Raw genomic sequence first — 23,035 nt, forward strand, 5'->3', positions numbered from 1 at the left:
CTAATAATTATGAAGATAAAGAACCTGACCCTAACGCTCTGCACTACGCTCCTCCTTGCAAGCTTTGCAGGGCATGCCAAGGAGGTCAAAATTGGCATGGCGATTGACGACCTGCGTCTGGAGCGCTGGCAAAAAGATCGCGATATTTTTGTGAAAAAAGCGGAATCACTCGGCGCAAACGTGTTTGTCCAGTCGGCTAACGGCAACGAAGAAACACAAATGTCGCAGATCGAGAATATGATTAACCGCGGCGTCGATGTGCTGGTCATTATCCCCTATAACGGCCAGGTATTAAGTAACGTAGTGAAAGAAGCCAAACAAGAAGGCATAAAAGTGCTGGCCTATGACCGCATGATTAATAATGCGGACATTGATTATTATATTTCGTTCGACAATGAAAAAGTCGGCGAATTACAGGCACAAAGCCTGATCGACAAAGTGCCTCAGGGCAATTATTTCCTGATGGGCGGTTCGCCGGTAGATAACAACGCCAAGCTGTTCCGCGAAGGGCAAATGAAGGTCCTTAAGCCGTACATCGACAACGGGAAAATAAAAGTGGTTGGCGATCAGTGGGCCGACGGATGGTTACCCGAAAACGCCCTGAAGATTATGGAAAACGCGCTGACGGCCAACAACAACAAAATTGACGCGGTTGTGGCCTCCAACGATGCCACCGCAGGCGGTGCGATTCAGGCCCTGAGCGCCCAGGGGCTGGCGGGTAAAGTCGCCATTTCAGGGCAAGATGCCGATCTGGCTGGCGTAAAACGTATTATCGCCGGCACCCAAACCATGACGGTCTACAAACCGATTACCGAGTTGGCCAATACGGCGGCGGAAATCGCCGTGGAACTGGGCAACGGTAAGCAACCAAAAGCAGACGCCACGCTGAATAACGGGCTGAAAGACGTTCCGGCTCGCCTGCTCACCCCTATTGAAGTCAATAAAGAGAACATTGACGCCACCGTCATTAAGGACGGTTTCCACAAGAAGAGCGAACTGTAATCCGGCGCGGCCCCTGCTCTGCGGGGGCGCATCACGTTGCACTGTTCTTTCCTCGGGTTATGTGGAGCAGTTATGCCTTATTTACTTGAAATGAAAAGCATCACCAAGCGCTTCGGCACGGTGAAAGCCGTCGACAACGTCAGTCTCCGGCTAAATCCCGGCGAAGTGGTTTCGCTGTGTGGCGAGAACGGTTCAGGCAAGTCAACGCTGATGAAAGTGCTGTGTGGGATCTACCCGCACGGCAGCTACGAAGGCGAAATCGTTTTTGCCGGCGAAGTGATCCAGGCAACTCACATTCGCGATACCGAACGCAAAGGTATCGCCATCATCCACCAGGAACTGGCGCTGGTGAAACATCTCACCGTGCTGGAGAACATTTTCCTCGGAGCCGAAATCTCCCACCACGGCGTGCTGGATTACGACACCATGACGCTCCGCTGTGAAAAGCTGCTGGCGCAGGTGAGCCTCCACATTTCACCGGATACCCGCGTGGGCGACCTGGGCCTGGGGCAACAGCAACTGGTTGAAATCGCTAAAGCGCTCAATAAGCAGGTCAGGCTGCTGATCCTCGATGAGCCAACGGCCTCGCTCACCGAACAGGAAACCGCGGTTCTGCTCAATATCATCCGCGATCTGCAAAACCACGGCATCGCCTGTATCTACATTTCGCACAAGCTGAACGAGGTTAAAGCCATTTCGGACACCATCTGCGTGATCCGCGATGGGCAACACATCGGCACGCGTGAAGCCGCAGGCATGAGCGAAGATGACATCATCACCATGATGGTGGGGCGCGAGCTGACGGCGCTCTACCCGAATGAGCCTCACACCAAAGGTGATGAAGTGCTGCGCGTGGAAAACCTGACCGCGTGGCATCCCGTTAACCGCCACATCAAGCGCGTCAATAACGTTTCGTTTTCTCTGCACAGCGGCGAAATTCTCGGTATTGCCGGGTTAGTCGGCGCCGGGCGCACGGAGGCCGTACAGTGTCTGTTTGGCGTATGGCCGGGGCGCTGGGAGGGCACGATTTATATCGACGGCCAGCCGGTGAAAATCGACAACTGCCAGCAGGCGATTGCCCACGGCATTGCTATGGTGCCGGAAGACCGCAAAAAGGACGGCATCGTGCCGGTCATGGCAGTGGGGAAAAACATTACGCTTGCGGCACTCGATCGCTTCTCCGGCGCGCTGAGCAGCCTGGACGATGCCGCCGAGCAGCAGTGCATCCTCCAGTCGCTTGCCCGTCTGAAGGTCAAAACCTCCTCACCGGAACTGGCCATTGGCCGCCTGAGCGGCGGCAACCAGCAGAAGGCGATTCTGGCGCGCTGCCTGCTGCTCAATCCACGCATATTAATCCTTGATGAGCCGACGCGCGGGATTGATATCGGCGCCAAATATGAAATCTACAAACTGATTAATCAGCTTGTACAGCAAGGGATTGCCGTCATTGTCATTTCGTCTGAGTTACCCGAAGTGCTCGGCCTGAGCGACCGTGTGCTGGTCATGCACGAGGGAAAACTGAAAGCCAACCTGATTAACCAGAACCTGACGCAGGAGCAGGTGATGGAAGCCGCTTTAAGGAGCGAACGTCATGTCGAAAAGCAATCCGTCTGATATCAAAGTCGCCGTTCCGACGCCCGGTGCGTTCGCAGGACTAAAAGCGCTGAACCTGCAGGTGTTCGTGATGATCGCGGCCATTATCGTCATCATGCTCTTCTTTACCTGGATGACGGATGGCTCGTACCTGAGCGCGCGTAACGTCTCCAACCTGCTCCGCCAGACCGCTATCACCGGCATTCTGGCCGTGGGCATGGTGTTCGTGATTATCTCCGCGGAAATCGATCTGTCGGTCGGCTCGATGATGGGGCTCCTCGGCGGCGTGGCGGCCATTTTTGACGTCTGGCTCGGCTGGCCGCTGCCGCTGACCGTGGCGGTCACGCTGGTGCTGGGTCTGGTTCTGGGGGCCTGGAACGGCTGGTGGGTAGCCTACCGTAAAGTGCCGTCGTTCATTGTCACCCTGGCGGGGATGCTGGCCTTCCGCGGGATCTTAATCGGCATCACCAACGGTACCACCGTCTCCCCGACCAGCGCGGCCATGTCGCAGATTGGTCAAAGCTATCTCCCGGATGGCGTGGGCTTTACCATCGGCGTGGCGGGGCTGCTGGCGTTTGTCGCGTGGCAGTGGCGTGGACGCATGCGCCGTCAGGCGCTGGGGCTGGCGTCGCCAGCATCAACCTCGGTGGTGGGACGTCAGGCGCTGACGGCGGTCATTGTGCTGGGCGCCATCTGGCTTCTTAACGACTATCGCGGCGTTCCGACGCCGGTGCTGCTGCTGGCGCTTTTGCTGCTGGGCGGCATGTTTATGGCCACGCGCACCGCGTTTGGCCGTCGTATTTATGCCATCGGCGGCAACCTTGAGGCTGCCCGTTTGTCGGGGATTAACGTCGAACGCACCAAACTCGCGGTCTTCGCCATTAACGGCCTGATGGTCGCCATCGCCGGGCTGATCCTCAGCTCGCGTCTGGGGGCGGGTTCACCCTCCGCCGGTAATATCGCCGAGCTGGATGCTATCGCCGCCTGCGTTATTGGCGGTACCAGCCTCGCAGGGGGTATCGGTAGCGTCGCGGGCGCAGTCATGGGGGCATTTATCATGGCGTCGTTGGATAACGGGATGAGTATGATGGACGTCCCGACGTTTTGGCAGTATATCGTCAAGGGGGCCATTCTTTTACTGGCAGTCTGGATGGACTCGGCCACCAAGCGACGGGCCTGATAACCGTATTGTGACTTAATTGGGAAGTGAGCCATGTTTGAAAAGCGTCACCGCATTACGTTGTTATTCAATGCCAACAAAGCCTATGACCGTCAGGTGGTAGAAGGCGTGGGTGAATATTTGCAGGCGTCGCAATCCGAATGGGATATTTTTATTGAAGAAGATTTCCGCACCCGTCTGGAGAACATTAAAGACTGGCTGGGCGATGGCGTCATCGCCGACTATGACGACCCCGTCATTGAGCAGCTGCTGACCGACGTCGACGTGCCGATCGTGGGCGTCGGCGGCTCCTACCACTCGCCCGAACACTATCCGCCGGTTCACTATATCGCCACCGACAACCATGCCCTGGTCGAGGCCGCGTTTCTCCATTTAAAAGAGAAAGGCGTCCACCGCTTCGCGTTTTATGGTTTACCCGCCACCAGCGGCAAGCGCTGGGCCGTTGAGCGTGAGCACGCATTTTGCCAGCTGGTCGCGCAGGAGAAGTATCGCGGCGTGGTCTATCAGGGGCTGGAAACTGCCCCGGAAAACTGGCAGCACGCGCAGAACCGTCTCGCTGACTGGCTGCAAACGCTGCCGCCGCAAACCGGGATTATAGCCGTAACGGACGCCCGCGCCCGCCACGTGCTGCAGGTCTGCGAACACTTACACATTCCGGTGCCCGAAAAGCTGTGCGTGATTGGCATTGATAACGAAGAGCTTACCCGTTACCTGTCCCGCGTGGCGCTCTCTTCCGTGGCTCAGGGCACGCGTCAGATGGGCTATCAGGCGGCGAAGCTGCTGCACCGTCTGCTGGATAAAGAATCTCTGCCGCTTCAGCGCCTGCTGGTGCCACCGGTTCGCGTCGTGGAACGTCGCTCGACCGATTATCGCTCCTTAAGCGACCCGGCCGTCATTCAGGCCATGCACTATATTCGCAACCACGCCTGCAAAGGGATTAAGGTCGATCAGGTGCTGGATTCGGTAGGCATTTCGCGTTCGAATCTGGAGAAGCGTTTTAAAGAAGAGGTGGGCGAAACCATTCATGCCGTCATCCATGCTGAAAAGCTGGAGAAAGCACGCAGCCTGCTCATCTCCACGTCGCTGTCGATCAACGAAATCTCGCAGATGTGCGGTTACCCGTCGCTGCAATATTTCTACTCGGTGTTCCGCAAAGAGTATGACACCACGCCCAAAGAGTACCGGGATCGCCACAGCGAGGTGCTGATATAGAAAAGAAAACGCCTTCCAGTGGAAGGCGTTTTTTTGAGATTACATATGGGCGGCGATTAAGCGCTGGTTATCCTGGTACATGGCGAACAGATAGTTGTTATAGCTCTGTCCCTTCGTCGAATACCCTTTCAGCTTGTGGATCATCGTACTGGCCGTCACTTCCTGGTCCGCTTTACGCAGCTGAGCGCGTGATTTACGGAACGATGAGTAGGCCGGGTGCGTGTTCAGATTCACCACATAAGCGTTCACGGAATCTTTCACGGATTCAAACTGCGAATAGCCTTTCACCTTGCCAGGCGCATTCGTACAACGACCTTTCACGCATTTCATGCCGAAAAGGTTGTTGTTGTTACGCGCAAGCTTAGACGTTCCCCAGCCGCTTTCGGCTGCAGCCATGGTCGCAACCATGCTGCCCGGGATGATATCCACACGCTCAAGGAGAGCATTCCACGGCACACGACGCGTGTTCCCGTTCCAGCTCAGCTTGTAGCGCTTCGTGATTTCTTTCAGACGCGCGCGCTCGGATGGCGACCAGCGGCTATCGTACTGTTTGGAAATCAGCCAGTTACGATCCGCAGTAATCGCGGCATTTTGACTCGTGATGTAAGGCATTACCGTCCGGAGAAACGCTTTTTTCCTTGGTGTTCCGGAAGGGTATTTTCGCAAATCAGGAAGTGAACTACTCTTTGCACTATTGCGAGAATACTCTTGTTTACTGCTAACCTTACTACTTGTCGTCTTTATTACGTGGGCTTTCTTACTCGTTGTATCCGTGTGCGTCTTCGCAAGCACCCCACCCGAAAATGCCGTGGTGAGTAACATGAGTATCGCAGCCCCATATCGTCGAATGGGAGTCGATATCATTAGGTCTCCTGGTCGGATGTAATCATCCCAACACCTTATTTTTTTCACAAATTTGAGAGCGGAATCTCAAATCATATCAAAAATAGACTTCAAGAGCACGTATAGAAATAGTCCAATTCCGAAACTATGTCACCTGAAACTTGCTCATAAAAACATCATTTCTGGAAAAATGTGTGCGTTATCGCAGATAACTGCCTAATTTTGCGCAAGATCACTCATCCTCACGCATCCTCCTGGCAGAAAGCGACAGGGGATGAGTTTTTCCCGCCCGCCTGCTGGCAAACTGGTCAAAAATGCCGCGACAGGAACCTGGAATGAAACGCACCGCAATAGCCTTTCTGATGTTACCCGCACTGGCACATGCCGACTGGTCATCGCCGGGGTTTGACGCATTTCGCGCCGAAGGCACCGGGATTTTCACCAGCCAGGCAAAGCTTGCGAAGGGTACGCGTCCTCTTACGCTCAGTTTTGACAAGACGTGCTGGCAGCCTACAGGCGCGATAAAACTCAATGAGATGCTGTCGCTCAAGCCCTGTGACGGTACACCGCCGCAGTGGCGCCTTTTCCGCGACGGTGAATACCAGATGCGGATTGATACCCGCTCCGGCACGCCCACGCTGCTGCTGGCGGTTCAGAGCGCGACAGAACAGCCGGTGGCCAACGTTATCCGCCAGTGTCCGAAGTGGGACGGTAAGCCGCTGACGCTGGACGTCAGCCATACCTTCCCGGAAGGCTCCGTCGTGCGCGATTTCTACAGTAAACAGACGGTGACCGTACAAGGTGGAAAAATCACCCTGCAGCCAGCCGCCAACAGTAACGGCCTGCTGCTGCTTGAGCGCGCCGAAACCGACAAGCCTGCGCCGTTTAGCTGGCAAAACGCCACCGTCTATTTTGTACTGACTGACCGCTATGTGAATGGTGACCCGAGCAACGACAACAGCTACGGCCGCCACAAAGACGGCATGCAGGAGATTGGTACGTTCCACGGCGGGGATCTCAAGGGACTGACCAGCAAGCTCGATTACCTGCAGCAGCTGGGGGTGAATGCGCTCTGGATAAGCTCCCCGCTTGAGCAGATCCACGGCTGGGTAGGCGGCGGCACCAAAGGTGATTTTCCGCATTATGCCTACCACGGCTACTACACCCAGGACTGGACAACGCTCGACGCCAACATGGGCACCGGGGATGACCTGCGTCAGCTTGTTGATGAAGCGCATAAGCGCGGCATTCGCATCCTGTTTGATATCGTCATGAACCACACGGGCTACGCGACGCTTGCGGACATGCAGGCGTATCAGTTCGGCGCCCTGTACCTTCAGGGTGATGAGCTGAAAAAGACGCTGGGAGACCACTGGACGGACTGGAAGCCTGGCGCAGGCCAGACCTGGCATAGCTTCAACGACTACATCAACTTCAGCGACAAAGCCGCATGGGAAAAATGGTGGGGTAAAAAGTGGATCCGCACCGACATCGGTGATTACGACAACCCCGGCTTCGATGATTTAACGATGTCGCTGGCGTTTCTGCCCGACCTGAAAACGGAATCCACCGCCCCTTCCGGGCTACCCAATTTCTACCAACACAAACCCGATACCCACGCGAAAGCTATTCCGGGCTATACCCCGCGCGATTACCTGACCCACTGGCTCAGCCAGTGGGTACGTGACTACGGCATCGACGGTTTCCGCGTGGATACCGCGAAGCACGTTGAGCTTGCGGCCTGGCAGCAGCTGAAAGACCAGGCAAGCCAGGCGCTGGCCGCCTGGAAAGGCGCTCACCCGGACAAAAAGCTCGACAACGCACCGTTCTGGATGACCGGCGAATCCTGGGGTCACGGAGTGATGCAGAGCGATTATTACCGCCACGGCTTCGACGCGATGATCAACTTTGATTATCAGGAGCAGGCGGCGAAAGCGGTAAATTGCCTGGCCGATATGGATCTCACCTGGCAGCAGATGGCGGAGAAGCTGCAAAGCTTCAATGTGCTGAGCTACCTCTCATCACACGATACGCGTCTGTTCCGCGAAGGGGGCCAGCGCGCGGCGGAGCTGCTCCTGCTGGCACCGGGCAGCGTGCAAATCTATTACGGGGATGAGTCCGAGCGTCCGTTCGGGCCGACAGGCTCCGACCCGCTGCAGGGCACCCGCTCGGATATGAACTGGCAGGACGTCACGGGCAAGCAGGCGTTAACCGTCGCCCACTGGCAAACGCTGGGTCAGTTCCGCGCCCGCCACCCGGCGATTGGTGAAGGCAAGCAAACCACGCTGTCGCTGAAAGAGGGGTATGGATTCGTACGTGAACATGATGGCGATAAGGTGATGGTCGTCTGGGCGGGGAATCAGTAGATCATACCCCTCACCCTAACCCTCTCCCCATGGGGAGAGGGGAGAAGCTCCAGAACTATTCACTACACAAATCCACTCCCGCCCTATAAAACCACAAATCCGACCACACCACCCGATTTGCACCAACACGGTGCTAGCGTTATGGTTACCCACTTTCAAAATAAGCTCGACAGATCACCTGCTATGACGTTTTCACTTTTCGGCGACAAATTTACCCGCCATTCAGGCATTACTCGCCTGATGGAGGACCTCAACGACGGGCTGCGCACACCGGGCGCAATCATGCTCGGCGGCGGAAACCCGGCTCAAATCCCGGAGATGAATACCTATTTCCAGACCCTGCTCGCTCAGATGCTGGAAAGCGGCAAAGCAACCGATGCGCTTTGCAATTACGACGGCCCGCAGGGGAAAACCGAGCTGCTGGCACTCCTCGCCGAAATGCTGCGTGACGAGCTGGGCTGGGATATCGAACCACAGAATATTGCACTGACAAACGGCAGCCAGAGCGCGTTTTTCTACTTGTTTAACCTGTTCGCAGGACGTCGCGCGGACGGCACCACCAAAAAAGTGCTGTTCCCGCTGGCGCCGGAGTATATCGGCTATGCCGATTCCGGCCTGGAAGAGGATCTGTTCGTCTCTGCGCGCCCGAACATCGAGCTGCTGCCGGAAGGCCAGTTCAAATATCACGTCGATTTTGAACACCTGCATATTGGCGAAGAGACGGGCATGATCTGCGTATCGCGCCCGACTAACCCAACGGGCAACGTGATCACCGATGACGAACTGATGAAGCTGGATGCGCTGGCCAATCAGCACGGTATTCCGCTGGTGATCGATAACGCCTACGGCGTGCCGTTCCCGGGCATCATCTTCAGCGAAGCACGTCCGCTGTGGAACCCGAACATTGTCCTGTGCATGAGCCTCTCTAAGCTGGGTCTGCCGGGCAGCCGCTGCGGCATCATCATTGCCAATGAGAAAATCATCACCGCCATCACCAATATGAACGGCATTATCAGCCTTTCTCCGGGGGGCATTGGCCCGGCGATGATGTGCGAAATGATCAAACGCAAGGACCTGCTGCGTCTGTCGAATGACGTAATCAAGCCTTTCTACTACCAGCGCGTTCAGGAGACGATCGCGACACTTCGCCGCTATTTGCCGGAAGAACGCTGCCTTATCCACAAACCGGAAGGGGCGATTTTCCTGTGGCTGTGGTTTAAGGATTTACCTATCTCCACCGAACTGCTTTATCAGCGACTGAAAAAGCGCGGCGTACTGATGGTGCCGGGCGATTATTTCTTCCCGGGTCTGGATAAGCCATGGCCGCATACCCATCAGTGCATGCGCATGAACTACGTCCCCGACCCGGAAAAAATCGAAGCGGGTGTTAAAATTCTCGCCGAAGAGATCGAAAAAGCCTGGCAAGAAGGCAATTGTTAAAAAATAAGGCTCTTCAAATGAAGAGCCTTATTTTTCCGTGATCTGAATCTTATATTAAGGATATATCCTGTAGCGCTTCATTTATCATTCCCATTGAGTTTTCTTAGGAATATTCCTTTAATTTAGGCTCGCTAACTACCCTCTCAATAATTAAGTAAAAATTAAATATGCTAACTTATTGTTATTTTAAATAACCCTCTTCAACGCAGCAAAATACCTTCCTGAGTCGCTTTCATGCATATTCAAAAATACTGCATATACTCACTAATACGCCGCTCGGCGTTCTTTTGCGTGGAGTATTCATATGCTACCTAATAATGTTAGTCGCATCAGCGCTATTGCTGTTGCGGTACTGCTCGCGTTCTCTCTTTCTGCCTGTAGTGGAAGCGGTGGCGGATCTCACTCAACGGCCAAAAATAACCCTGCGACGGGAAGCAGCAGCGGCTCAGATGATGGAAGTGGCACAACCGCGAGCAATGGCGGTTCGGGCAGCAACGGATCGGGCACCGGAACGGGTTCAGGTACCGGGACAGGCGCTGGCGGCGGAACGGGTTCAGGTACCGGGACAGGCGCTGGCGGCGGAACGGGTTCTGGTTCAGGGTCGGGATCAGGTTCAGGCTCAGGCTCAGGCTCAGGAGGCAGTGGAGGAACCACTACCGCAGGCGTAAATACGATACTGGGTGATGCCGGTAAAACCGTGACCAGCGTCGGATCCACTGTGGATAGCCTCGGAAGCCAGCTTCCGACAAATAATCCCGTCACGTCAACCGTCTCAACCACCGTCAGCGGTGTTGGCAGTGCCGTGTCCACCGTGGGGACAGGCGTCACGACTGGCGTTGGCGATCCAAACAACCCGAACGGTGTGGGTACCACGGTTAAAGGCGTGGCCACGTCGGTCACCTCCCTCGGCAATACCGTTTCAACGGTAGGCACGGGCCTGGCGAGTTCCACTTCCGGAACCCCGGTCAGCGGCGTAACCGGCCTGACGGGCAGCGTGGTCAACAGTACCGGGCAACTGGTCAGTAACACCGGCACGGGTCTCACCAACACGGTAAGCAGCCCTGCTGTCACTCAGGTAACAACCGATACCACGACCCTGGCTAACAAGACGCTGGGCGGAGTACAAGGCGTGACGCAAACCGTAGGCACCACAACGGGTCTCGGCACACCGGTTAACGGTCTGCTGACCCAGGTGGGTGGCACCGTCAGCGGCGTGGGGACCAACATTAGCAGCAGCAATAGCGGGCTTAGCGGTGTCGGTCAGGTCGTTCAAAATGTCGGCCAGACGGTCACGGATAGCGGTACGCTAGTGAAACCCACATCAACCACCGGAGGCAGCGGCACAGGATCTCTGACGGCCGATGCCAATGTGACAGCCACGAACAATAGCCTGAGCACAACGGTCAATACCACCCTCAATACGCTGACTGCGGGTGTAACGGCCAATGCAGGCACAACCCAAAACACATCTACGACAAACCCGATTAACGGGCTCAACACGTTAACCTCGAGCCTACTGACGCCAAAACAGTAATCCTTTTTCTGCCTGTCTGCGCCCCTGGTTCAGGGGCGCTTTATTCAGCGACATTTACCCCAACCGGGGATGACGAACAGGGATAGCACGATGAAACACCACTTCCTTTTTTCGCTGACGGGGCTGGTTGTGCTGAGCATGGCCCGCGCCGATACTCTACCCTCTATTATTAACCCCGATAACCCGGCGCAAGTTTCTCGTAACGTTGCCCCCGAACAGACTGAGGCCGCGCCGCAGCCGAACGTCAAAATAGAAAAACCGAAGTCAACGCTGACGCCTGAAACGCCTATTACCATTCATCACATTCAGTTTATTGGCGGCACGCGTTATCCCTTGAAGGAATTACTTCAGCCCTTCAGGCCTTACGCTGGAAAAACCGTGCCGCTAAAAACGCTTACGGGGCTGGTAAACGATATTACGGAACGCTATAAGGCCGACGGTTTTCCACTCTCCTATGCCTGGCTGCCCGATAATAATTTCCAGCAGGGCAATATTAAAATTGTTCTGGTTGAAGGCTATGTCGCTCATAGCGACATCACCAGTAATAACCCGCACATCGCCGAACGTCTTAAACGTTTGTCCGAAAAAATCATGGCGGAAAAACCGCTGTCTCAGGATACGTTCGATCGCTACAGCCAGCTGATGACGCGCACCCCGAACGTTCCGGTTACGGCTAACGCGCAGCTGCCAACCAATATCTATGGCGCAGCGGCGATGCAAATCACCGGCAACCAGGAGCGGAGCTGGAATATAGCGTCGACGATTGATACCCGTAAAGGGCAAGATTTAATGATGCTGAACGGCACGCTCAGCAACATGACAAGCTATGGCGATCAGCTTGGCGTGGCCACGCTTGTGCCGTTAGATAGCAACACGCGAAAAAATTATGTCGGCCTGAACTGGCAGCAGTTTTTAAACGATGAAGGGCTGACCATGCAGCTAAAAGGCAGCTATTACCGTGAAGATCCGCGAGATTTTTCGCCCCTGCTCTCTTTGCCGAATAATATCAGCGTCGATTCGAAGCAAAAAACAACGCAATACAACGGCGGCGTGACGTTTGGCTACCCCCTGCTGCTGACGCAAAAATCACAAATTAATCTGACCAGCGGTTTTGATTACACCGACCGCCAGGACGATTATGCCCTGCAGGCCAGACTGCTGGGCAAAACCTATAGCCTGGACTCCGTCAACCAGCACGCGCGTTATCCCGCGCTGGAAGTGGGCATCAACGGTGCACATCAGTTCACAACCGCCAGCCTCAGCGGCCGACTCAACGTGCGTCAGGGTATTGATGCGATGGGAGCCGATATCGTCTCGGCCCCCAGGCCCGATATTAATTTTACGCTCACGAAAAGCTATCTGGACGCAGCCTGGCTGTTTGCCGATAAGTGGCGGCTATCAACGTCCTGGGAGGGGGACTGGTCAAATAACACGTTGCCAGAACCCGAACGCGTTAGCTTCGGTGCCCAGCGGTTTGGCCGTGGATACCAGGACAGCGAAGCAAGCGGTGATTACGGCTATGGCGGGCAGGTAGAACTGCGCTATATCCAGATGCGAAAAGAGAGCACATGGCTTGCCACAATCCAGCCCTACATCCTGGCCGATACCGCGCAAACCTGGTTTAACACCTCCGGCTTGCCTCATCAGCGGCTCGGGTCAGTGGCGGCTGGCGTGATGGTAGGCGATACCCGCCACTATAGCATCACGGTTGAGGCGGCAAGACCCGTCGGGGATGTTCCGACAGACAGTCGCAACAGAGACTGGCGCTACAGCCTGACGTTTACGTGGAATTTCAATAAAATGCAGTAAGCCTTTCAGCCCGAATACTGGCAGGATCAACGCAGCGCAGCGCGTGGGTTGGACAGGCCTCCACGCAGGCCGGTCCGCCTTCGCGCTGCACACATAAATCACATTTCAGCGCTTGTGCCCTGCTTCCCACCAGCCGTACCTGCATCGCCCCAAACGGACAGGCAACCATACAGCTCTTGCAGCCAATACAGCGCGTCTGCTCAACAAGCCAGGCGCCTGCCGTAAGGCTGATGGCATGGGTTGGGCAGACATTGGCACAGGGGGCGTCCTCGCACTGATGGCAACCCACCGCCGTAGTGTAGGCATCCCCCTTTACCACCCGCAGGCGAGAGGTAAAAGCCTCTGCGGTGAAGTCATCCTGATGCGCGACCGCACAGGCCACTTCACAGGTGCGGCACCCGATGCATTTTTCCGCATCCGCCATGATAAATCGGTTCATCTGTTACGCCTCGCGTACGTTAAAACCCAGCTCTTTTGAGATAGCCTCTGCCGTTTCGCGCAGCGGCTTGAGCAGGTTCTTCTCGCCCACCTGCTTCATGCGCGACGTCGATAGCGAGATAGAGATCGCATACGGAACGCGGCCGTGAATATCAAACACCGGCACGGCAATACAGGAGACGCCCAGCTCGTTCTCTTCTTTGTCCATCGCCATGCTGCGATCGCGAATTTCCGCCAGTTCATCATACATGGCGCTCAGTTCAGTGATGGTGTTGCGCGTCAAAGGTTGGATCTGTTCCTGATGGCTTTCCCAGTAGCTCGCCACGTAATCCTGATGGCCAAACGCCATGTAAATCTTGCCCATCGCAGAGCAGTACAGCGGCATATGCTGGCCGATATAGGCGCGCGTGCGCAGCATACCGGTTGTCGGTTCGAGCTTATAAATCAGGATGGCGTGGTCATCTTCCCGGCTGGAGAAGTTCACCGTCTCGCCGGTCGCAATGTTCAGCGCTTCGAGGTGCGGAGCGGCCACATGAATGATATTCAGCGACGACAGCGCCTTTTGCCCGACGGCGATAAATTTGGTGGTCAGGCGATAGCTGCCCGCGGCGGGTGCCGGGGTCACGTACCCGCACGACTGTAGCCCCTGCAGCAAGCGGTGCACGGTGCTCTTATTCAGCCCCGCCAGTTCCGATAAATGTGCAAGCGGACACCCGTTCGGATAGTTGCTGAGGATCTCAATCAGCATCAGGCCGCGAAACAAGCTCTGGCTGCCTGCTGGCCTCTCTTTTTCTTGCGTCATTTCGCTCTCTTTCATGCTCATTACATGGCTCCTGTTTAGCGCGCCCTGATGGTAGCGCAAAGTGTGGGTCAGTTCACGATCTCAACAGAAAAAACACAACCAGTTGATTTTAATCGATTTTGAAAAACATGAATGTCGTTGATCTGACAAAATTTGATCGCTATATTTGAAATCAGATTTCGCATAGTGGAATTTAGCGATATAAAAGCACTCACACTTGCCCTTAAAAGAACAGGAGAACAGGGATGAAAGTGACCTTCGAAGAGTTGAAAGCGGCGTTCAATCGGGTTCTGCTCGATCGCGGCGTGAAAGCGGAAACCGCAGACGCCTGCGCCGAGATGTTTGCCCGCACCACGGAATCCGGCGTCTATTCGCATGGTGTAAACCGTTTCCCGCGTTTTATTCAGCAGCTTGATGCAGGGGATATCATTCCTGACGCCCAGCCCAAACGGGTGATGACATTAGGCGCCATCGAACAGTGGGATGCGCAGCGCTCCATTGGCAACCTGACGGCGAAGAAGATGATGGATCGCGCCACCGAGCTGGCGTCCGATCACGGCATTGGTCTGGTGGCACTGCGTAACGCGAACCACTGGATGCGCGGCGGCAGCTACGGCTGGCAGGCGGCGGAGAAGGGCTATATCGGCATTTGCTGGACCAACTCGATTGCCGTGATGCCCGCGTGGGGATCAAAAGAGTGCTGCATCGGCACAAACCCGCTGATCGTTGCCATTCCGTCGAACCCGATCACCATGGTCGACATGTCGATGTCGATGTTCTCCTACGGCATGCTGGAGGTGAACCGCCTGGCCGGGCGCGCGTTGCCGGTAGATGGCGGCTTTGACGACGAAGGTCACCTCACCAGAGAGCCGGGAGTGATCGAGAAAAACCGCCGTATTCTGCCCATGGGCTACTGGAAAGGGTCCGGCTTATCCATCGTGCTCGATATGATCGCCACCCTGCTCTCAAACGGATCTTCCGTCGCGGAAGTGACCCAGGACAACAGCGACGAGTACGGCGTATCGCAGATCTTCATCGCCATTGAGGTGGATCGCCTGATCGATGGCCCAACCCGCGATGCCAAACTGCAGCGCATTATGGACTTCATCACCACCGCCGAACGCGCGGATGAAAATGTCGCCATCCGTCTGCCAGGGCATGAATTTACCCGTTTGCTTGAAGAGAACCGCCGCAACGGCATCACGGTTGACGACAGCGTGTGGGCGAAAATCCAGTCTCTGTAAGGAGTGGGCCATGATATTCGGACATATTTCCCAGCCAAATCCGTGTCGCCTGCCGCGGGCGATTGAAAAAGCCCTTCATTTTCTGCGCACGACGGATTTCACCACCCTGGAGCCAGGCGTAGTAGAAATTGAAGGTCGCAACATTTTTGCCCAGGTTCTCGACCTGACAACAAAGGATCTGCACGAGAATCGCCCGGAAGTGCATCGCCGCTATCTGGATATCCAATTCCTGGCCTGGGGTGAAGAGAAAATCGGTATCGCGATTGATACCGGTAATAACGAAATAAGCGAATCATTGCTGGAACAGCGCGATATTATTTTTTATCACAACAGTGAAAATGAGTCGTTTATCGAAATGATACCCGGCAGCTATGCCATATTTTTTCCGCAGGATGTGCACCGTCCTGCCTGTATTAAAAACAAGGAAACCACAATTCGTAAGATTGTGGTGAAAGTGGCAATCAGCGAATTAGATTAATTTTCTGATATACCCTAAATAATTCGAGTTGCAGGAAGGCGGCAAGAGAGTGAATTCCCAGGAGCTTACATAAGTAAGTGACTGGGGTGAACGAGCGCAGCCAACGCACATGCAACTTGAAGTATGACGGGTATAAATACAGGAACGCGAAATGACTAATACCGGTTTTATTATTGGTGCGTACCCCTGCGCACCCTCGTTTCACCAGAAAGGGGAACAAGAAGAACAAACCTTCTGGCGGGAACTTTCCGACACGCCGAATATTCGCGGGCTGGAACAGCCTTGCCTTGAAAATCTTCACCCCCTTGGTGACGAATGGCTGTTCCGCCATACCCCGGGGGACTGGCAAATCGTGGTCACGGCAGTTATGGAAACCATGCGGCGCCGCGGCATCAACGGCGCGTTTGGCCTGGCCTCGGCTGACGACGCGCAGCGTAAAGCGTGCGTGGACTTTTACCGACATTTGCACAAAAAAATTAACGCCGTGAATACCCGCTTCCCGGGGAAAGTGATTGCTCTTGAGATGCAGGCGGCCCCGCAGGCGGGCAATGCCTCGGTCGAACAAGCCACCGACGCGTTTTCCCGCTCCGTCCGTGAAATAACAAGCTGGGACTGGGGCTGCGACCTGGTGCTGGAACACTGCGATGCCATGACCGGCGTCGCACCCCGTAAAGGCTTCCTGCCCTTAGAGCAGGTGCTGGAGGTGGTGAAAGACACGGATATCAGCGTCTGCATCAACTGGGCGCGGTCGGCCATCGAAGGCCGTAACACCACCCTTCCGCTTGACCACGTTCAGGCCGCGCTTAATGCCGGGAAACTGGGGGCCTTGATGTTCTCGGGTACGACCACCAGCGGCGAGTACGGTGAATGGCAGGATCTGCACGCGCCATTTTCTTCCTTCTGTGCCGACAGTTTGATGTCCACTGAACGTGCAAAAGCACTCTTTACTGCGGCGAGCGCCGCAACGTTGAAATTCTCCGGTATTAAATTACTGGAAATAAATGCTAATGCTGATGTCAGCCATCGCATCGCCATTTTGCGCGACGGTATCAGCGCAATGAATAAAGCAACGCAATAACAATAAGAAAAGTTTATTCCGGTTACCTACTGAGAGATTAACTATGAATATTTCTACTCATGCTCTACATACGGACATTCCGCGCCAGCGCTGGCTAAGAATCATTCCTCCTATTCTTATCGCCTGTATTATTTCATATATGGACCGCGTGAATATCGCGTTTGCAATGCCGGGAGGGATGGACGAAGAATTAGGTATTACCGCCACCATGGCAGGCCTCGCGGGCGGCATATTTTTTATCGGCTATCTGTTCCTGCAGGTACCCGGCGGCAAGATTGCGGTACACGGTAGCGGCAAGAAATTTATCGGCTGGTCACTGGTCGCCTGGGCGGTGATCTCGGTGCTCACGGGTCTCGTGACGAATCAGTACCAGCTGCTGGTGCTGCGCTTCTTACTCGGCGTGGCGGAAGGCGGGATGCTACCCGTTGTGCTCACCATGATCAGCAACTGGTTCCCGGATGCCGAACGCGGTCGCGCCAACGCAATTGTGATCATGTTCGTACCCATCGCCGGGATAATCACCGCCCCGCTGTCGGGATGGATTATTACCGCACTTGACTGGCGCTGGCTGTTCATCATTGAAGGTCTGATGTCCGTCGTTGTGCTGGTGCTGTGGGCGTTCACCGTGTACGACCGTCCGCAGGAAGCCCGCTGGATCTCAGCGGCCGAGAAAAACTATCTGGTACAAACGCTGGCGGCTGAACAGCAGGCCATCGCCGGAAAAGAGGTGAAAAATGCCTCGCTCAGCGCGGTGCTGTCTGACAAAACCATGTGGCAGCTGATCGCCCTGAATTTCTTCTATCAGACCGGGATTTACGGTTACACCCTCTGGTTGCCGACCATTCTGAAGGAGCTGACGCACACCAGCATTGGTCAGGTGGGGATGCTCGCCATCCTGCCCTACATCGGCGCCATTGCGGGCATGTTCCTGTTCTCCTCGCTTTCTGACCGCACCGGCAAGCGCAAGCTGTTTGTCTCCCTGCCGTTGATTGGCTTCGCGCTCTGCATGTTCCTCTCCGTTGCCCTGAAAGCAAACATCTGGCTGGCCTATGCCGCACTGGTGGGCTGTGGTTTCTTCCTGCAATCCGCCGCGGGGGTGTTCTGGACGATACCGGCAAGACTGTTTAGCGCCGAAATGGCAGGTGGCGCGCGCGGCGTGATCAACGCCCTGGGTAACCTCGGTGGCTTCTGCGGCCCGTATGCCGTTGGCGTGCTGATCACCCTGTACAGCAAAGATGCAGGCGTCTACTGCCTGGCCGTTTCACTCGCGCTGGCGTCGCTGCTGGCCCTGCTGTTGCCCGCGAAATGCGATGCCGGGGCAGAGCCCAATCCCACGGTAAATCCCCATAAGCGTGCGGCCTGATGCCCTCACCACAGCCCTCTCCCACGGGGAGAGGGAGAAAACCGAACAGTAGGCCGGGTAAGCGAAGCGCCACCCGGCAATTAAGCGAGATGAAGATGAGTGAAAAAGAGCCCTTCTGGCTGGGTATCGATTGTGGCGGTACTTATCTAAAAGCCGGTTTATACACCCGCCAGGGCAAAGAAGTTTGTATCGAACGCCGCTCCGTTGCCACGCTCAGCCCGCGAGCGGGCTACGCCGAGCGGGATATGCATCAGCTCTGGCAGCACTGCCACGCCACCATCGCCGCGTTGCTCAAGAATGCAGGCGTAAACGGCAACCAGATCAATGGGGTCGGCATTTCTGCGCAGGGTAAGGGGCTGTTTCTGCTCGATAAACAAGACCAACCGTTGGGCAACGCCATCCTCTCCTCCGATCGCCGGGCACTGGAGATTGTGCAGCGCTGGCAGCAGGACGGCATTCCCGAAAAACTCTACCCGCATACGCGCCAGACGCTGTGGACCGGGCATCCGGCCTCGCTTCTGCGCTGGGTCAAAGAGAACGAGCCGCAGCGGTATCAGCAAATTGGCTGCGTGATGATGGCGCACGACTATCTGCGCTGGTGCCTGACCGGCGTGAAGGGCGGTGAAGAGAGCAACATCTCCGAGTCCAATCTCTACAACATGAATACCGGGCAGTATGACCCGCAGCTTACGCGCTGGCTCGGGATCAGCGAAATTGACGGCGCCCTACCGCCGATTGTCGGTTCAGCAGAAATCAGCGGGGAAATCACCGCTCAGGCAGCCGCCCTGACCGGTCTCGCGGCGGGCACGCCCGTCGTGGGGGGACTGTTTGATGTGGTTTCCACCGCGCTCTGCGCCGGACTGCAGGACGAGCACACGCTGAACGCCGTGATGGGCACCTGGGCCGTCACCAGCGGGATCGCCAGTGCGCTTCGCAGCAACGAACCCTTCCCCTACGTTTATGGCCGCTACGTGCATCCGCAGCAGTACATCGTTCACGAAGCCAGCCCGACCTCGTCCGGCAACCTTGAGTGGCTCACCGCGCAGTGGGGCGACATGTCGTTCAGCGAGATCAACCACGCCGTCGCCAGCCTGCCGAAAGCCGAAAGCGATGTGTATTTCCTGCCGTTCCTCTATGGCAGCAACGCCGGGCTGGAGATGACAAGCGGTTTCTACGGAATGCAGGCGCTACACACACGCGCGCACCTGCTACAGGCGGTTTATGAGGGCGTGGTGTTCTGCCACATGACCCACCTCAACCGCATGCTCGAGCGCTTTACCCACGTGCATGCCCTGCGCGTGACGGGTGGCCCAACCCATTCGGACGTATGGATGCAAATGCTCGCGGACGTCAGCGGGCTGGCGATTGAACTGCCGCAATTGGAAGAGACCGGCTGTTCCGGCGCGGCGCTGGCCGCCCTGGTCGGCACCGGCGTGTATCCCGATTTCCATGCGGCGCAATGCGCCCTCCGACACGACATTCGTGTCATTGAGCCTGACATGCGCGCCCACGAGGCCTATCAGCGCAAATATCAGCGCTATCAGCTACTGATTTCAGCACTACAGGGCTATCACGCCCGAGTTAAGGAGAACAACCTATGAGCCGACCATTACTGCAGCTGGCGCTCGACCATACCTCTCTTCAGGCCGCGCAGCGTGATGTCGCGTTGCTTGCCGATCACGTTGATATCGTCGAAGCGGGCACCATTTTGTGCCTGACCGAAGGGCTAAACGCCGTGCGCGCCCTGCGCGAGCAGTGCCCGGATAAAATCATCGTTGCGGACTGGAAAGTGGCCGATGCCGGAGAAACGCTGGCAGAGCAGGCATTTGGCGCGGGTGCAAACTGGATGACCATCATCTGCGCCGCCCCGCTGGCCACCGTTGAACGCGGCCACGAGGTGGCCCTGCGCCGCGGGGGAGAAATCCAGATGGAGCTCTTTGGTCACTGGACGCTGGACGATGCTCGCGCATGGCATCACATCGGCGTGAAGCAGGCCATTTATCACCGCGGACGTGACGCACAGGCGAGCGGCCAGCAGTGGGGTGAGGAGGATCTCGCAAAAATGAAAGCGCTCTCCGATATCGGTTTGCAGCTTTCTATTACCGGCGGTATCACCCCCGCCGACCTGCCGCTGTTTAAGCAAATCAACGTCAAAGCCTTCATTGCCGGGCGCGCGCTGGCAGGCGCCGCCAATCCGCCGCAGGTGGCACAGGCATTCCATTCGCACATTCGCGACATCTGGGGAGCGTAACCATGCGTCAGCATCCGTTGGGTATTTACGAAAAAGCGCTGCCAAAAGATCTCTCCTGGCCCGAGCGGCTGGTACTGGCGAAAAGCTGCGGGTTCGATTTTGTCGAGATGTCTGTCGATGAAACCGATGAGCGATTATCACGCCTCGACTGGAGCACCACGCAGCGCGCCTCTCTGGTGGAAGCGATGCTGGAAACCGGCGTGGCGATCCCCTCTATGTGCTTGTCTGCACACCGTCGCTTCCCGTTTGGCAGCCGCGATGAAACCGTGCGCGAACGCGCCCGTGAGATCATGAGCAAAGCCATCAGGCTGGCGCGTGATTTGGGCATTCGCACCATCCAGCTTGCCGGGTATGACGTCTATTACGAAGCGCATGACGAGGGGACGCAACAGCGCTTTGCCGACGGGCTGGCGTGGGCAGTGGAGCAGGCCACCGCCGCACAGGTGATGCTGGCGGTGGAGATCATGGACACCGCGTTTATGAACTCCATCAGCAAATGGAAAAAGTGGGACGACATGCTCGCCTCACCGTGGTTCAGCGTTTATCCGGACGTCGGCAACCTGAGCGCGTGGGGTAACGACGTCGCCGCCGAGCTGACGCTGGGCATTGACCGCATTGCGGCTATTCACCTGAAAGATACCCAACCCGTTACCGCACAAAGCCCCGGACAGTTCCGCGACGTGCCGTTTGGCGAGGGCTGCGTCGATTTCGTTGGCGTGTTTAACACGCTGCATCAACTGAACTATCGCGGCGCATTTCTGATTGAAATGTGGACCGAAAAAGCAAAAGAGCCGGTGCTGGAGATTATCCAGGCGCGCCGCTGGATTGAAGCCCGTATGCAGGAAGGAGGCATGACATGCTAGACGAACTTAAAGCCGAGGTACTGGCAGCAAACCTGGCGTTGCCCGCCCACCAGCTGGTGACCTTTACCTGGGGCAACGTCAGCGCGGTTGACCGCGAAAGCGGCATGATGATCATTAAACCGTCCGGTGTGGAATACGACGTGATGACGGCGGAGGATATGGTGGTGGTGAGTATCGCCACGGGCCAGGTCGTCGAGGGGAATAAAAAGCCCTCTTCAGACACGCCTACCCATCTTGCGCTGTATCGTCGTTACCCGGAGATTGGCGGCATCGTGCATACCCATTCGCGACACGCCACTATCTGGTCCCAGGCGGGGCTGGATTTACCGGCCTGGGGTACCACGCACGCGGACTATTTCTACGGAACCATCCCCTGCACGCGCCTGATGACCTCGGCAGAAATTGCCGGGGAATACGAATACCAGACGGGTGAAGTGATCATCAAAACCTTCGAGGAGCGCGATCTTAGCCCGATGCAGATCCCGGCGGTGCTGGTCCACTCCCACGGCCCGTTCGCCTGGGGCAAAGATGCTGCCGATGCGGTTCACAATGCCGTGGTGCTGGAAGAGTGCGCGTACATGGGCCTGTTCTCACGCCAGCTCGCACCGCAGCTACCGGTTATGCAGCAGGAGCTGCTCGACAAGCATTATCTGCGTAAGCACGGGGCGAATGCCTACTACGGGCAGTGATCGGGCATTGAGATGGGCTTTAAGGAACAGCAGTGCAGGCAAGATCGTAGGCCGGGTAAGGCAACGCCGCCACCCGGCTTTACCGCATCAGAAACGCCAGGTCAGGCCGGTCATCAGCGCGAAGCTGTCGTCGCGGTCGATCATCGGGCTGTTCTTCACGTCGTCAGGCAACACGGTGTAGACCGCGCTGGCGTTAAGATACAGCTTCTGGGTTAACTGATATTTAGCCGCCAGGCCAACGTATGGCGTCCAGCTGTCGCCGGCGGTGTATTGATCCAGTCCGGAGCGGCGAGACTCGCTGCCGGATACGCCGTAGTAGTAGTCGTTATAGCTTTCGTCGCTGTAGAACACACCTACGGAAGGCGTCAGGGTCAGGCGCTCCATTTTGATCGGACGGAAGTACGATACTTCGCCGATCACGCCGCCGCTTTCATCCGTGGCATCACCAGAGACCGCCACTTTCAGCGATCCCCAGCTTTCGTGGCGGTAGTACGCCCCACCGAGGAAGGCGGATGCTTTACGCTCATCAAGCTGCTTCATCTGATGATCGTCGTTATCGGCAGGGTCGAAATGCAGCGGCATCCACGTTGCGGTCAGGCTCAATTCATTTTTTGCATCTTTCCACAGGATCCATCCGCCCGTGGTCTGACGAACGTAGAAACGATCGCCTTCGTAGCTAATCAACGGTACTGCGGTCGTATTTTCGTTATAGCCTTTGTAAGGAGACTCATTAAATACAGCCCCCGCACCAAGTGAAAATTCACCGGCCATGGCAGACGTTGATGCAAATAACGTGGCAGCGATCAGTAAATTGTATTTAATAGTCATTCCATGTAATCCATATATATGC

21 protein-coding genes are annotated in these 23,035 nt (G+C 56.2%); 17 read left to right on the forward strand and 4 right to left on the reverse strand.

The annotated features are described in order from the left end of the window. The first annotated feature begins 9 nt into the window (after nt 1-9). From xylF to xylR, 4 genes are all read left to right on the forward strand, one after another. Entirely contained in the window at nt 10-1,002 is a 993-nt protein-coding gene (gene xylF / locus N6P30_RS19310; protein ID WP_008502746.1) for a D-xylose ABC transporter substrate-binding protein, read from the forward strand. A 72-nt stretch (nt 1,003-1,074) separates the two neighbouring features. Continuing rightward, nucleotides 1,075-2,616, forward strand: coding sequence for a xylose ABC transporter ATP-binding protein (locus N6P30_RS19315; RefSeq protein WP_023294833.1), 1,542 nt, complete (start codon nt 1,075-1,077; stop codon nt 2,614-2,616). After that, the gene (gene xylH / locus N6P30_RS19320; RefSeq protein WP_008502744.1) at nt 2,594-3,775 is read left to right on the forward strand and encodes a xylose ABC transporter permease XylH; all 1,182 of its coding nucleotides are present in this window, start codon (nt 2,594-2,596) and stop codon (nt 3,773-3,775) included. Before N6P30_RS19315 ends, xylH begins: the two co-directional genes overlap by 23 nt. A 33-nt stretch (nt 3,776-3,808) precedes the next feature. Then, nucleotides 3,809-4,987: a D-xylose utilization transcriptional activator XylR gene (xylR, locus tag N6P30_RS19325; RefSeq protein ID WP_021242460.1), complete on the forward strand. Its 1,179-nt coding sequence runs from the start codon at nt 3,809-3,811 to the stop codon at nt 4,985-4,987. 39 nt (nt 4,988-5,026) lie between these two features. On the opposite strand, the gene N6P30_RS19330 is transcribed toward xylR, so the two are convergent. Further along, nucleotides 5,027-5,851, reverse strand: a complete 825-nt coding sequence (locus N6P30_RS19330) for a protein bax (RefSeq protein ID WP_260629967.1) — start codon at nt 5,849-5,851, stop codon at nt 5,027-5,029. Nucleotides 5,852-6,165: 314 nt separating this feature from the next. On the opposite strand from N6P30_RS19330, the gene N6P30_RS19335 reads away from it, so the two are divergent. The 5 genes from N6P30_RS19335 to N6P30_RS19355 all read left to right on the forward strand — a co-directional run bounded on the left by N6P30_RS19335 (nt 6,166) and on the right by N6P30_RS19355 (nt 12,979). Then, the gene (locus N6P30_RS19335) at nt 6,166-8,196 is read left to right on the forward strand and encodes an alpha-amylase (RefSeq protein ID WP_023294832.1); all 2,031 of its coding nucleotides are present in this window, start codon (nt 6,166-6,168) and stop codon (nt 8,194-8,196) included. A gap of 183 nt (nt 8,197-8,379) precedes the next feature. Next, a complete protein-coding gene (gene avtA, locus N6P30_RS19340) occupies nt 8,380-9,636 on the forward strand; it encodes a valine--pyruvate transaminase (protein WP_023294831.1) in 1,257 nt (418 codons plus the stop codon). A gap of 317 nt (nt 9,637-9,953) precedes the next feature. Further along, nucleotides 9,954-10,304, forward strand: a complete 351-nt coding sequence (locus N6P30_RS19345; protein WP_050582431.1) for a hypothetical protein — start codon at nt 9,954-9,956, stop codon at nt 10,302-10,304. Between the two features lie 29 nt (nt 10,305-10,333). After that, nucleotides 10,334-11,170 (forward strand): collagen-like triple helix repeat-containing protein, encoded by an 837-nt coding sequence (locus N6P30_RS19350; RefSeq protein WP_225828784.1) that lies wholly within the window; start codon nt 10,334-10,336, stop codon nt 11,168-11,170. A 90-nt stretch (nt 11,171-11,260) separates the two neighbouring features. After that, nucleotides 11,261-12,979 (forward strand): ShlB/FhaC/HecB family hemolysin secretion/activation protein, encoded by a 1,719-nt coding sequence (locus N6P30_RS19355; protein ID WP_023294829.1) that lies wholly within the window; start codon nt 11,261-11,263, stop codon nt 12,977-12,979. On the opposite strand, the gene N6P30_RS19360 is transcribed toward N6P30_RS19355, so the two are convergent. Together N6P30_RS19360 and yiaJ are read right to left on the reverse strand one after the other, a co-directional pair. Continuing rightward, the gene (locus N6P30_RS19360; RefSeq protein WP_021242453.1) at nt 12,963-13,418 is read right to left on the reverse strand and encodes a 4Fe-4S dicluster domain-containing protein; all 456 of its coding nucleotides are present in this window, start codon (nt 13,416-13,418) and stop codon (nt 12,963-12,965) included. The genes N6P30_RS19355 and N6P30_RS19360 overlap by 17 nt on opposite strands. A gap of 3 nt (nt 13,419-13,421) precedes the next feature. Continuing rightward, a complete protein-coding gene (yiaJ, locus tag N6P30_RS19365) occupies nt 13,422-14,240 on the reverse strand; it encodes an IclR family transcriptional regulator YiaJ (RefSeq protein ID WP_021242452.1) in 819 nt (272 codons plus the stop codon). 224 nt (nt 14,241-14,464) lie between these two features. Between yiaJ and yiaK the strand changes: the two genes are divergently transcribed. From yiaK to araD, 8 genes are all read left to right on the forward strand, one after another. Continuing rightward, nucleotides 14,465-15,463 carry a 3-dehydro-L-gulonate 2-dehydrogenase gene (yiaK, locus tag N6P30_RS19370; protein ID WP_021242451.1) on the forward strand — a complete coding sequence of 333 codons (999 nt, stop codon included), beginning with the start codon at nt 14,465-14,467 and terminating at the stop codon, nt 15,461-15,463. Between the two features lie 10 nt (nt 15,464-15,473). Continuing rightward, nucleotides 15,474-15,941, forward strand: a complete 468-nt coding sequence (locus N6P30_RS19375) for a YhcH/YjgK/YiaL family protein (protein ID WP_023294828.1) — start codon at nt 15,474-15,476, stop codon at nt 15,939-15,941. A gap of 151 nt (nt 15,942-16,092) precedes the next feature. Then, the gene (locus tag N6P30_RS19380) at nt 16,093-17,019 is read left to right on the forward strand and encodes a DUF4862 family protein (RefSeq protein WP_023294827.1); all 927 of its coding nucleotides are present in this window, start codon (nt 16,093-16,095) and stop codon (nt 17,017-17,019) included. Between the two features lie 43 nt (nt 17,020-17,062). Next, nucleotides 17,063-18,382: an MFS transporter gene (locus N6P30_RS19385; protein WP_023294826.1), complete on the forward strand. Its 1,320-nt coding sequence runs from the start codon at nt 17,063-17,065 to the stop codon at nt 18,380-18,382. 95 nt (nt 18,383-18,477) lie between these two features. Beyond that, nucleotides 18,478-19,983: an FGGY-family carbohydrate kinase gene (locus N6P30_RS19390; protein ID WP_023294825.1), complete on the forward strand. Its 1,506-nt coding sequence runs from the start codon at nt 18,478-18,480 to the stop codon at nt 19,981-19,983. Next, nucleotides 19,980-20,633 carry a 3-keto-L-gulonate-6-phosphate decarboxylase UlaD gene (gene ulaD, locus N6P30_RS19395; protein WP_023294824.1) on the forward strand — a complete coding sequence of 218 codons (654 nt, stop codon included), beginning with the start codon at nt 19,980-19,982 and terminating at the stop codon, nt 20,631-20,633. The genes N6P30_RS19390 and ulaD overlap by 4 nt, the downstream gene beginning before the upstream one ends. A 2-nt stretch (nt 20,634-20,635) precedes the next feature. Beyond that, nucleotides 20,636-21,496 carry an L-ribulose-5-phosphate 3-epimerase gene (locus N6P30_RS19400; RefSeq protein ID WP_023294823.1) on the forward strand — a complete coding sequence of 287 codons (861 nt, stop codon included), beginning with the start codon at nt 20,636-20,638 and terminating at the stop codon, nt 21,494-21,496. Continuing rightward, complete coding sequence (gene araD, locus N6P30_RS19405; RefSeq protein WP_023294822.1) at nt 21,490-22,185, forward strand: L-ribulose-5-phosphate 4-epimerase; 696 nt, start codon at nt 21,490-21,492, stop codon at nt 22,183-22,185. The genes N6P30_RS19400 and araD overlap by 7 nt, the downstream gene beginning before the upstream one ends. 87 nt (nt 22,186-22,272) lie before the next feature. Here araD and N6P30_RS19410 read toward each other — a convergent pair whose 3' ends face one another. Further along, nucleotides 22,273-23,013 (reverse strand): MipA/OmpV family protein, encoded by a 741-nt coding sequence (locus N6P30_RS19410; protein WP_023294821.1) that lies wholly within the window; start codon nt 23,011-23,013, stop codon nt 22,273-22,275. Nucleotides 23,014-23,035: the final 22 nt, after the last annotated feature.

Origin of the sequence: Enterobacter sp. PL1 (genome assembly GCF_945957325.1) — a bacterium.
Lineage (GTDB): Bacteria > Pseudomonadota > Gammaproteobacteria > Enterobacterales > Enterobacteriaceae > Enterobacter > Enterobacter roggenkampii.